Genomic DNA, 12,565 nt, shown 5'->3' with positions numbered 1-12,565 from the left:
CTACGGCAGGATTTTTTCATTTTACGGAAGGGAATTATTTTTCTTTTGATTTGATGATAATCACTCCGTTTTTGCCCTTTTTCCCGTAAGTTTTTATGGCTGTTGAATCTTTTAATATAACAACCGACTCAATATTATTCGGATTTACGACATTTATCGTGGACTCTATGACTTTCCCGTCCAAAATCATAAGGGGAGAACCTTGTTCTCCAGTTTTCTTGATAATGATAGTTTTGACAGTTGTTGTGTCTTTATTGTTGATTGTTGTTGTGACGAATGCATGTTTTGATGCCCGATCTGGATCTACAACAATAACCCGATTGACATTGCCTTTTTTATCGAATGTCGTTTTAATATTCTTCTTTGAAGTAATAACAATCACTCCGTTTTTCCCTTTGTCGCCAAATTTTGAAACAGCCAATGAGTCTTTGAAAACGTCAACAGAACTAAAGGTTTCAGGGTCAATCTGCTGCATCTCGGCTTTTGTTACCTTCTTGCCATCAATCAGAATTAGGGGTTCTGCGTGAGTGGAATCGCCCGGATGTTTAATGATGATTACTTCATGTTGTACTTGTTTGGTCGAATCGGGAGATACAACCGAGTCAGAAGACTGATTCTTTTCCGTAAAATCGGCATTGCTCCAGGCATCTTTCAGCTCTTTTGCGTTGACAACGAGTAGGGTGCCAATTAATAAAGGGACTACCAGCAGGTATTTGCTGGTCCACAGCGAGTGGGTGCGTTTTTTATTCATCATGATAATGCGTTTTTTTAAGTGTGAAATACTGAAATGTTGGGTGAGTGGCAGCGAGCTGCTTTGAGCCACTTTCAGCAGGGCATACTGGTATGCTTTCGGATCCTGTCCCGAGCGCAACACCTGTTGATCTGCCAAAAACTCAATGTTCTCGCGTACCGAACGTGCGAACCAGTAATACAACGGGTTCATCCATACCAACGATTGAAAAAACGCCACCAGCATCAGGTCGATTCCGTGCTTTTGATCGATATGAGCCTGCTCATGCCGGATGATTCTCACCAGTTCCTCTTCTGTGTACAGTTCCGGATTGAGGAATATCCGACCCTGGTACGAGAACGGATTAAGCTCTTTCGCAGGGACGTACACTTTCTGATTACCGTAGCAAACCACTCTGCAACGCCGCATTACCCACCATAGTTGTAAATAACGAAACAGCAAAAGCAGCAGACTGCCGGCAATTCCAACACAGAGCAACAGGTCGATTAATTGCATCGTGCTCAAAGAGAATGTTTCGGGACGAGCCAAATTATTCAGTGAATCGCCGACCAGCAGAATGACATACTGTACACTCTCTTTTTGCGGAATGAGAGCTGCGGGATGCAACAGCGGCAAAAGAGCCGATGCCACAATGATTCCCAGCAGATACACCCGCTTGGCTTTGTAAAAAGTGTCGCGGTGCAGAAACAGCAGGTAAAATGCAAACAGCAGGATAAACACCCCGTTTGCTTTCAACAGATAGAGCGTAAAAGGTGCCATACTATTTCTGTTTTTCGATCAATTTCACGATCTCTTCCAGATCATCGCGCGAAATCTTCTCATTTTTAGCAAAGAAGGCTACCAGCGAACGGTAGGAGCTTTGAAAGTAGTTGTCGATAATGCCCGAAAGCATTTTCTCCGAATAACTTTCGGAGCTCAACGCGGGTTCGTACCAGTAAACATTGCCATAGCGGCGACTTTTGACATACCCTTTCTTCTCCAGATTTTTCATTGTCGAAGCAAGAGTGGTGTAGGGAGGCTGAGGTTCGGGATAGGTTTCGAGAATATCCTTCACAACTCCGCCCTCCTTGAGTTTCCAGAGCGCCTGCATGGCTTGTTCTTCTTGTGGTGTCAGTTTTTCCATAATCGTTTTTTCTTTCTGTAATAAAACGGCCATTATTATCACGTCGCAAATCTACGAATGTTTCGTAATTAATGGTGCTGCGAGAAGTTGATTTTATATTCTTTTAATTTTTCAGGTGAAAATCAATTGAACGCGAGGTACATGAAAAACCCAAATTCACAGATGCTAATTTGTGAAAATTGGCTTAATTGGAGTCAGTTGCGTTCTTGCCAACTTATTCCAGATACCGTTTTGCAGCTGCTGCGCAATTCTCTCCGTCGATGGCCGATGAGGTTATTCCTCCGGCATAACCGGCTCCCTCGCCGCAAGGAAATAGTCCGGCAATCTGCACGTGTTGATAGGTTTCCATATCGCGTGGAATGCGTACCGGAGATGAGGAGCGTGACTCAACACCCACAATTAATGCTTCGTTGGTGAGGTAGCCATGCATTTTGCGGTCGAACTTTTTGAAGCCCTGCTGCAGGCGGCTCGAAATATGCTGCGGTAACCAAAAATGGAGTGGGGAAGAGAGTACCCCCGGTAGATAGGAACAGTCGGGTAGCGATCCGGAAAGCTTTCCTTTGACGAAATCGCCTACGCGCTGTGCAGGAGCGGTCAAACCCTTGCTACCGTTATTGAAAAAGGCCAGCTCTTCCACGTACTGCTGGAAGTGCAGTCCTGCCAACACGCCATATTGCTGATACTCGCCCAAATCCTCTGGGCGGATTTCAACCACCAGACCGGAATTGGCAAACGGTGAGTTGCGGTGCGAAGCAGACATGCCGTTTACCACCAGCTCTTTGGCTCCGGTAGAAGCCGGAACGATATGTCCGCCGGGACACATGCAAAACGAATAAACCCCGCGATCATCGACCTGTTCCACCAGATTGTAGGCGGCCGCCGGAAGAAATTCTCCCCGCTCGCGACGATGGTACTGAATGCTGTCGATCAGCTCCTGAGGATGTTCAACCCGCACGCCCATGGCAAAACCTTTGGCTTCGAGAGCAATATTGTTGTTGTGCAAAAGATGATAAACGTCGCGGGCCGAATGACCGGTAGCCAGAATCACCGCTTTGCTTTTCAGAGAGCTCCCGTCTGCCAGTTCCACCCCGGTTATTTGGGAATCTTCCACCTTTAGTCCGGTGACTTTGGTGTTGAAGCGTACTTCGCCTCCATGCTCCAAAATCGTTTCACGCATAGCCTTGATTACCTGTGGCAGACGATCGGTACCGATGTGCGGGTGGGTTTCGTACAAGATCTCATCCTGCGCTCCGTGACGGTGAAAAATGGAGAGAATGCGTTGTACATCCCCTTTTTTCTTGGATCGGGTATAGAGTTTGCCGTCGGAGAAAGCACCGGCGCCGCCTTCACCGAAACAGTAATTCGATTCTGGATTCAGCGTGTTGCTACGGATCATTTGGGCAAGGTCTCTTTTGCGTTCGGTTACCGCTTGTCCGCGTTCCAGAAGAATCGGTTTTAAGCCAAGTTCAATCAGTCGCAGTGCGGCAAACAAACCGGCAGGACCAGCACCCACCACGATCACTTCCTCCTTATTGGTTACATCCTGATAATGCAAGGGTATGGTATCGGAGGTGATGGGTTCTTTGCCGGTGAAAACTTCTACGGCAAGATTTATTTTGACGAATCGTCCCCGGGCATCAATTGATTTGCGTACAGGACGAATATGTGATATTTGTGTCGGAGGCAACGAAAGCGCTTTGGCTACAGCCTGTTTCAACAACTCGGGGGTGTGCGCCTGTTCGGGCGAAAGGGTCAGTTGAAGGGATTGCATAAACTATTTTATTAGAGAGTGCAAAGATAGGCATTAAACCTCCGATTCGTCAAATGTGTGTTATGTCCCATAATTTCAGGATTCTAATCATTCCAAACCAGAGGTATCTCCCCATTTTCGAATCTTGAAACCTTTGAATCCTGAAATTATTCTCAAGAGAGATGAAAGTTCTTTCTGTTAGGTGTTTAGCACTTAATCATTTTTACTTTTAACAAATAAGGTTTCCCGAAAATAATACGTACTTTTGCACAAATTTATAGCAAACTTACTACATGATTCGATTTAGTAAATTCTCCTTACTGATTATAACATTGCTCGTGGTATCCTTTGGGGTGATTGCTCAACAGGATGCTAATGAAAGACGTTTTTCTCTGAGCAAAAATATGGATGTGTTCAACAGTGTGGTTAGAGAGCTTGACGCCTTCTATGTTGATACACTGAACTATGATAAAACGATACGTTCCGGTATCGATAATATGCTGGAAGGCCTTGATCCTTATACGGTTTATATGCCAAAAGAAGAGACGGATGAACTCAAAATGATGACTACCGGCGAATATGCCGGCATCGGAGCTTTGATTGGAGGCAGATCGGGACAGGTATTTATTTCAGAACCGTATGAAGGAAAACCGGCGGCAAAAGCAGGACTTAAAGCGGGTGATGTGTTGGTTGAACTGGATGGCTTGAACCTGAAAGGAAAATCAACTTCGGAGGTTAGCGCTTTGTTGAAAGGACAACCCAAAACCATTGTAAAAATTAAGGTGCAGCGTCCGGGAGAAACCAAGGTGCGTTCTTTCGATGTGATGCGTGAACGGATTACAATTAATCCGGTGGTTTACTATGGAGTCGTTGGTAATAATACAGGATACGTGCTGCTCAATGAATTCACCAACAGCGCTGCAGAAGAAATGCGGGCAGCATTGCTGGAACTAAAGAATAAATACCACGTAACTTCGGTGGTAATCGACCTTCGTGACAATGGGGGCGGAATTATTGATGAGGCGGTGAAAATGGTAGGTTTCTTTGTCCCTAAGAATACAGAAGTGGTTTCGACACGCGGAAAACTCAAACAGTGGGATCGCACTTACCGTACTATCAACGAACCGATATTGCCCGACATGCCGTTGGCAATTCTGGTGTCACAAAATACAGCTTCGGCTTCCGAGATCTTAAGCGGTTCGCTGCAGGATTTGGATCGTGCTGTGATAATCGGGGTTCGTACTTTTGGAAAAGGGCTGGTACAGTCTATTCGCCAGTTGCCTTACGAAGGACACCTCAAAGTTACCACCGCTAAATACTATATTCCAAGCGGACGTTGTATTCAGGCGATTGATTATTCAAATCGCACGGATGACGGTACTCCTATACATGTTGCCGATAGCCTTACCCATGAGTTCAAAACAAAAATTGGCCGTACGGTGCGCGATGGCGGTGGAATCCGCCCCGATGTGGAAGTGAAAGATTCTATGAAAGTGAGCATTGCGTATTATCTGATGAACCAGAATATTATTTTTGATTTTGCCTCTCAATATGCTCTAACACACGCGTCTATTGCAGAACCGGAAAAGTTCAGAATTACGGATGCGGAATATGATCAATTCAAACAATTTACCAAGGATAAGAAGTTTACTTATACTCTTCAATGCGATAAATTGTTGAAGAATTTGATGGCGACGGCGAAAATTGAAGGTTACGATGAAGTGGCCGCTGCCGATTTCAAAGCGTTACAGGCTAAACTGACTCCGAATATTGACAAGGATTTAGATACTTTCCGTAAGGATATAACCAATCTTATCAATGCTGAAATTGTGAAGCGTTACTACTACCAGAAAGGCGTGGTACGTTATGCATTACCTCAGGATAAGACCTTGTTGAAAGCTGAAGAGTTGTTCAAAGATATGAGTGCTTACAATAAAATACTGGGGAAATAATTCGCTATGCGCAAAGTATTGATTATTACCTATTACTGGCCTCCTTCCGGAGGGTCTGGCGTGCAGCGATGGCTGAAATTTGCTAAATACTTACCTCAATATGGCTGGCAACCTGTAATTTACACTCCTGAAAATCCCGATTTTGCCATTGAAGACCAAAGTTTGTTGCAGGATGTATCGTCCGATACCGAGGTGCTGAAAACAAAAATCTGGGAACCGTATGAGATTTATAAAGCATTGACGGGCAACAAAGGGAAAAAGGTCAATGTGGCATATGCTGCCGGCGGCAAAAAGGGAGGTGCTATTCACAAACTGGCGCTGGCATTGCGTGGCAACCTGTTGATTCCCGATCCGCGTTGTTTCTGGATAAATCCTTCGGTGAAATACCTGTCCGAATATCTCAGTAACAATCCTGTGGATGCAATTATTTCTACAGGACCGCCTCATTCCATGCATATTATCGCACTGAAATTGCACCGCAAAACAAACATACCATGGATTGCCGATTTTCGCGATCCGTGGACCAATATCGATTTTTATAAAGAGCTGAATCTTACATGGCTGGCCGATAAATTGCATCATCGCCGCGAGCAGCAGGTGATTTCGGAAGCCGATTGCGTGGTGAGTGTAACCCCTACCTGGTGCTCCGAATTTGAAGCCAAGGGACCTAAGAAAATCGCTTTGGTGCATAACGGATACGACGAAGCCGATGTTGCCGGACAGGATGTTGCGGTCGATGAAGAGTTTTCTCTGGTGCATATCGGAAGTGTCAATGCAGCGCGTAACCCGAAAGTGTTGTGGAAAGCCTTGAGTGAACTGTTGCCCGAAAATAAAGAACTCGCATCGAAGATTAAAATCAAGTTGGTGGGCAATATCGAAGCGGTGGTTTTTGAAGATATTGAAAAATATCAACTAGGCGACTATGTCGAAAAAGTTGGCTATCTTTCTCATAAAGATGCGGTTGCATTTCAGCAGAAAGCGCAGATGTTGCTTTTGCTGATCAACAATACGCCTAACGCCAACGGAATTCTTACCGGCAAACTCTACGAGTATATGGCTTCGGGTCGCCCTACGCTGGCCATCGGACCGTCAGGCAGCGACATCGCAAAAGTGTTGAACCAAACCGGTTCAGGCGTGATTGTCGATTTCGACGATGTGGAAGGCATGAAAAAGATGCTACTTGATCTTTTCGCGAAATACCAAACCGGAACGTTGACCTCTTCGGCCAGCGGTTACGAACAATATTCCCGTCGTGCACAGTGTGGCGTGATGGCCGGGCTGCTCGATGATATAACAAAATAATAAAAGTCCACAGTTAGCACTATTCAGTATTCAGTACCAAATAAATATTAGTCTTGAATCTTGGTTCTTGGCTCTTTGTTCCCGAAAAATGAAAAAAATTATCCTTGTTTGCGGTGCGCGTCCCAACTTTATGAAAATAGCGCCTTTGATGCATGAACTGAAAAATCATCCTCAGCTCGAGGCTGTGTTGGTGCACACCGGACAACATTACGATACCCAAATGTCGGGCCGTTTCTTTGAAGAACTCGGCATTCCGGCTCCAAATATCAACCTCGAAGTAGGTTCTGCATCGCATGCCCAGCAAACCGCCCGAATAATGACGGGCTTTGAAAAAGTTTGCCTTGACGAGATCCCCGATTTTGTACTGGTAGTAGGTGATGTGAACAGTACTGCTGCCTGCGTTTTGGTGGCTGCTAAATTGAATATAAAAACAATACACTACGAAGCCGGCCTGCGCAGCAACGACCGTACCATGCCTGAAGAGATCAATCGTCTGGTGACCGACTCCATTAGTGACTATTTCTTTACCACCAGCGCCGATGCCGACGAAAACCTGTTGAAAGAGAACGTTGCGCAAGAAAAAATCTTTATGGTGGGCAACCTGATGATCGATACCCTTGAAGCCAATCTGGCAAAAGCTGCCGGAGCTCCGCAGGTATTCGGTCTGCTCAACAAACCGGGCAAGATCGATATCAACGACCTCTCGGCGAGCGGTTACGGCGTAATGACTTTCCATCGCCCGTCTAACGTGGACGAAAAAGCATCGCTGGAACGTTTAGTAAATATCTGGGGAGCGGTATCGCAGCAAATTCCACTCGTATTTCCCATTCATCCAAGAACATATAAAAATATTCAGCAGTTCGGTTTGCTGGAAACGATCTCGTCATTTCCGAACCTGTACCTGATTGAGCCGCTTGGCTACCTGGAATTTATCCATTTGGTGAGTCGTGCCAAATTTGCTCTGACCGATTCAGGAGGCATTCAGGAGGAGACCACCCATCTCAATATTCCCTGCCTCACAGTGCGCCCTAATACCGAACGCCCTGTGACCGTTTGGGAAGGCAGCAATAAGCTGATTAAGATCGACGATATCGAAGCCGAAGCGGCTGCTATTGTCAGGGGAGAAGGAAAGACCGGAAACAACCCGAAATATTGGGATGGCAAGACGGCACAACGCATTGTCGCTATTCTGGAAACGCTTTAATTTGATGAGTTGACCATGAAGCGCATTCTTACCATAGTAGGGGCAAGACCTCAGTTTGTGAAAGCGGCAGCTGTATCGCGGTCGCTAAAGCAGCATGGTATAGAAGAGATTCTGGTACACACCGGGCAACATTACGACGCCAATATGTCGGAGGTCTTTTTTGAGGAGATGGAGATCCCGAAACCAGCCTATAATCTCGACATTCATGGTTTGAATCACGGAGCGATGACCGGGCGCATGCTCGAAGGAATCGAAAACATTTTGCTCAAAGAGCAACCCGAAGCTCTGATGGTTTTCGGCGATACTAACTCTACTTTGGCCGGTGCACTGGCAGCTTCCAAACTGCACATTCATGTAATTCATGTAGAGGCAGGTTTGCGCTCGTTCAACCGGCAGATGCCCGAAGAGATCAACCGCATCCTGACCGACCGCATCTCCGATATTTTGTTTTGCCCTACCGATACTGCCGTTCAAAACCTTGACAACGAAGGCTTCCGTAATTTTGCGGTACAAGTGGTTCAAAGCGGAGATGTGATGCTCGATGCTGCGCTTTTTTATGCCAAGAAAGCAGCGTTGAAATCGACTATCATTGAGAATTTAGGTCTCAAAGAATTTGTACTGGCAACTATTCACCGGCAAGAAAATACCGATGATGTGCAAAAGCTACGTCAATTGATCGAAGGATTGAACGAGATTAACCGGAAAACTCCAGTGGTGTTGCCGTTGCATCCGCGTACCCGAGCTATTCTGCAACAAAACGGAATCGAATTGCAATGCCGTGTTATAGATCCGGTGGGCTATTTCGATATGATTCGGCTTTTACAACATTGCCAAATGGTTGTTACCGATAGCGGAGGTGTACAAAAAGAGGCTTTCTTCTTTGGAAAGCATTGCATCACCCTGCGCGAACAGACTGAATGGACGGAGCTCGTTACATGTGGATTCAACACACTGGTTGGTACCGACAAGGCATTGCTGATGGCCGCCTTTGAAAAAGCAAAAATGAATCAACCCGATTTCTCTATCAACTTATATGGCAATGGTCATGCCTCTGACATTATTGCCGACACAATTTCAAAAGCCTGATTTTGAATGGAACAAATTGGACGTAAAGATGTAATCTGGAACTTTGCCGGAACTTTCATGCGCATCGCCTCAGGTCTGCTTGTCCTTCCTTTGGTGCTTCATTTGTTGCCATCGAAGGAGGTCGGCCTATGGAATATTTTCCTGACCATCGGCGGATTGGCGGCGCTGCTCGATTTCGGATTTTCCAATGCTTTCTCCCGCAATATTACTTATGTTTTCAGTGGAGCCAAGGAATTGAAATCTGAAGGCTACGTTACGGTCGCTGAAAACGATAAATCTATTGATTATGGCTTGCTCAGGAGCCTGATTGCGGCTATGAGGCGTTACTATGCCATCATTGCCGGTATTTTTTTGCTTGTCTTTTTCGTGGCATCTCCTTTTTACTTGCCCTATATTTTTGAAAAAAACAATTATCAGGGAAATATTACCACGGTATGGATTGCCTGGATTGTTTATGGTATCTTAGTTGCTTATCAGCTTTATACATACTATTATAGCTCATTGTTGCTGGGGCGTGGTTTTGTAAAAAAATACCAACAGATCGTCATCATCGGTCATGGTTCACGCATCCTGTCGTCCGTTATCATGTTGTTACTGGGTTTTGGTCTTATTTCGTTGGTATTCGGGCAATTGATAAGCGATGTGGTGAATCGTATTCTTTGTTATTCGACTTTTTACGACAAAGAAACTAAGCAGCAGATGGCCTGCAGCAACAAGAAAAGCGTGAAAGAGATCATGGCGGTTATGACTCCGAATGCTCTTAAAGTGGGTGTGACGGTGATCCGGGGATTCCTGATGTATCAGGGTATTTTGCTGATGGCTCCTTTGTATCTTTCGTTGACGGTGATCGGCGAGTTTGGTACGACACGGCAGTTTATTGAACTGATTTCCAGTATTGGGATGATTGTTTTTAATACCTATTTTCCCAAAATGACGCATTATCGGGTAACCGGAGATATGGAGAGCCTGAAGCGATTGTGGTTGAAATCAAACACATTTTTACTGTTTTTCTACATCATAGCCGGTACCGGATTTGTGGTGATAGGCCCTTATTTCATGGCGCTTATTCATAGTAAAACCAATTTCCTGGCCAGTGGATTGATCGTGATTTACCTGATTATTTCATACATGGAAGTAAACAGCGGCATGTCGACCGCCTTTTTGACGATAAAAAACGAGGTGCCTTTCTTCAAATCCAATCTTATTTCGGGCTTTCTTGCATTTATTGCCGTATTTTTGTTGCTGCAATTCTCTACGTTGGGCGTGGCTTCCATTATTCTCGGAATTGGCTTGTCTCAGCTGGTTTACCAGTACTGGAAATGGCCTTTGGTGGTCAAAAAAGATTTGCAACTGACGGCCGGAAATTACTTTGGGTTTATCGGAAATGTAATTAAACACGGCTGGAAATAAATATTATTTGAATATCAGATAGTTTATGCTGACCCTTTTAACACACAACAGCACTGCATTTATATACAAGCTGAAACGGATTAAACGAAAACTTTTCGGCGAAGCAGCCTATACCCGTGGGCATGGCGCTGTTACGGCAGGGATTACCGATGGCCTCAATCGCTTGGGCGTTGAGTACAACATCAACGTAACCCGTCGTTCGGAGATCGGAGATCATGTTCATGTGTTATCCGGATTTGAGGCATTGAATTTTGCCCTTGGTCTTAAGAAAAAAGGTAAAATAAAACGACTGACGGTGGGTCCCAACGTGGCGGTTTCGTCGGCTGACGAAGGCGGAATAATTGCATCCGGGCTTGTCGATAAAATGCTGGTTCCATCGCAATGGGTCCTGGATGCGTTTGTAGAAGATAATCCTGCCGTGGAAGGTCGTATCGCGATCTGGTGTAGTGGCGTGGATCCCGACGAATGGAACCTTCCCAAACAATTGACGGCGGGGCACAAACGACGTTGTCTGCTCTATTTGAAATATCCGCAGAAAAAACTGGCGGAACAATGTAAGGCTTTGCTGGAAAGCATGAACATTGGTTATGAATCGATTGTTTACGGAAGCTATACCAAGGATGAAATGAAGGCAAAACTGGCAGGTGTCGACTTTGCCATTGTCTTTTCGGCAACCGAAACTCAGGGTATTGCCCTGTTTGAAATGTGGGCTTCCGATACCCCGACATTTGTCTGGAATCAGGGGAATTATCAATATAAGCTGAGAAACTATGCAGCATCAAGTGCGCCTTACCTAAGCGAGGAAACTGGCTGTTTCTTTAGAGACATGAAGGAACTCGAAGCGCTTTTGGTACAACATACTGACCTTTCCGTTTTTCATCCCCGCGAATGGATTTTGGCCAACGGTACGAATGAAATCTCGGCCCGCAGCTTTCTTAACCTGATTTCTGAATGAAAACAGATGCCTTGCAATACGGAAGCGTGGTTTCAATATTGGTGCCGGTCTACAATGTTGAGAATTATATTGCAAAGTGTGTGCATTCGTTGTGCGGTCAGAGTTATGAAAATATTGAATTTGTCTTTGTAAACGATTGTTCTATAGATAACAGTGTGTCTGTTTTGCAGCAAACGATCGAACAATATCCAGAACGAAAAGATCGGGTGCAAATCATTTCGCATGTTGCCAATAAAGGCATTGGCCAGACCCGGAACACCTTACTCGACGCAGCAACCGGCGATTACCTGTTGTGGGTCGATAGCGATGATTTTCTGGAACTGGATGCGGTAGAAATGTTAGTGCGACAGGCCGTGCAACAGCAGGCCGATATTGTGACTACCGATAGCTTTTTCTCTTATCGGGGAGAATCTCAGGTGTCTGTCGTGAAGCAGAATTTCCCGGAAACTTCGCAGTCGTATATCGAAGGACTTGCTTTTCACGAAACCCGTGCGGCTTTGTGGGGAACTCTTTACAAACGCTCGTTGTGGACTACGCACCAAATAAGAATGGCCGAAGGGATCAATTTCGGAGAAGATTATTTTGCTACGGTTCGGCTTTTTTATTTTGCCAAAAAGGTAGCAGTTTTCCATCATCCGCTTTACTATTACAATCAGTCGAATCAGGGATCATACAGCAGCGGAAGTAAGCAGGCTCTTCATTTCGAGTCGATGATACGGATGTTCGACTTGCTTCAGGATTTTTTTATTCAGCAAAACGATTTGCCGCGCTTTGAAAGCTATCTGGCCAAGGCGCGTTTGATGGATCGTGGGGCTTATCTTTTGCATACCACACCTGCTTTGCGCAGGAAATATGCTTCCCTTTTTGCCGATGTTGAAAAACGGCATCCGGAAATTAAATTGCCATTTTCTGCATGGCAACGTTTTTTGTTGAAAGTCATCACTTCACGCTTCTCTCTTGCAGGTGATTTGGCCATCACGATGGCGAAGGTATTGAGACGATATCCGGGCGTTAAATTTTAATTCGCAGCAA

At 45.3% G+C, this 12,565-nt stretch carries 10 protein-coding genes; 7 read left to right on the top strand and 3 right to left on the bottom strand.

Translation table 11 applies throughout. The features are described 5' to 3' along the window. Positions 1–34 precede the first annotated feature (34 nt). The 3 genes from PJIAN_RS09000 to PJIAN_RS08990 form a co-directional block, all read right to left on the bottom strand. A complete protein-coding gene (locus tag PJIAN_RS09000; RefSeq protein ID WP_068704207.1) occupies positions 35–1,510 on the bottom strand; it encodes a M56 family metallopeptidase in 1,476 nt (491 codons plus the stop codon). Position 1,511: 1 nt separating this feature from the next. Continuing rightward, complete coding sequence (locus tag PJIAN_RS08995) at positions 1,512–1,874, bottom strand: BlaI/MecI/CopY family transcriptional regulator (protein WP_068704685.1); 363 nt, start codon at positions 1,872–1,874, stop codon at positions 1,512–1,514. Between the two features lie 214 nt (positions 1,875–2,088). Next, positions 2,089–3,645: an NAD(P)/FAD-dependent oxidoreductase gene (locus PJIAN_RS08990; protein WP_068704206.1), complete on the bottom strand. Its 1,557-nt coding sequence runs from the start codon at positions 3,643–3,645 to the stop codon at positions 2,089–2,091. Between the two features lie 272 nt (positions 3,646–3,917). On the opposite strand from PJIAN_RS08990, the gene PJIAN_RS08985 reads away from it, so the two are divergent. The 7 genes from PJIAN_RS08985 (at position 3,918) to PJIAN_RS08955 (ending at position 12,555) form a co-directional block, all read left to right on the top strand. Next, positions 3,918–5,576 (top strand): S41 family peptidase, encoded by a 1,659-nt coding sequence (locus tag PJIAN_RS08985; RefSeq protein ID WP_068704204.1) that lies wholly within the window; start codon positions 3,918–3,920, stop codon positions 5,574–5,576. Positions 5,577–5,582: 6 nt separating this feature from the next. Further along, on the top strand, positions 5,583–6,878 hold the full coding sequence (locus PJIAN_RS08980) for a glycosyltransferase family 4 protein (RefSeq protein ID WP_068704202.1): 1,296 nt from the start codon (positions 5,583–5,585) through the stop codon (positions 6,876–6,878). Positions 6,879–6,966: 88 nt separating this feature from the next. Next, complete coding sequence (gene wecB, locus PJIAN_RS08975) at positions 6,967–8,082, top strand: non-hydrolyzing UDP-N-acetylglucosamine 2-epimerase (protein ID WP_068704197.1); 1,116 nt, start codon at positions 6,967–6,969, stop codon at positions 8,080–8,082. A gap of 15 nt (positions 8,083–8,097) precedes the next feature. Then, positions 8,098–9,168, top strand: coding sequence for a non-hydrolyzing UDP-N-acetylglucosamine 2-epimerase (gene wecB / locus PJIAN_RS08970; RefSeq protein WP_068704194.1), 1,071 nt, complete (start codon positions 8,098–8,100; stop codon positions 9,166–9,168). 6 nt (positions 9,169–9,174) lie between these two features. Then, on the top strand, positions 9,175–10,578 hold the full coding sequence (gene wzx, locus PJIAN_RS08965) for an O-unit flippase-like protein (RefSeq protein ID WP_068704191.1): 1,404 nt from the start codon (positions 9,175–9,177) through the stop codon (positions 10,576–10,578). A 25-nt stretch (positions 10,579–10,603) separates the two neighbouring features. Next, complete coding sequence (locus PJIAN_RS08960) at positions 10,604–11,533, top strand: glycosyltransferase family protein (protein WP_068704189.1); 930 nt, start codon at positions 10,604–10,606, stop codon at positions 11,531–11,533. Further along, positions 11,530–12,555 (top strand): glycosyltransferase family 2 protein, encoded by a 1,026-nt coding sequence (locus PJIAN_RS08955; RefSeq protein ID WP_068704188.1) that lies wholly within the window; start codon positions 11,530–11,532, stop codon positions 12,553–12,555. Before PJIAN_RS08960 ends, PJIAN_RS08955 begins: the two co-directional genes overlap by 4 nt. Positions 12,556–12,565 lie beyond the last annotated feature (10 nt).

The organism is Paludibacter jiangxiensis, assembly GCF_001618385.1.
Classification (GTDB): Bacteria; Bacteroidota; Bacteroidia; order Bacteroidales; family Paludibacteraceae; genus Microbacter; species Microbacter jiangxiensis.
Note: the sequence above shows the minus strand (reverse complement) of the source record. Positions and strands in the feature narration are given on the sequence as shown.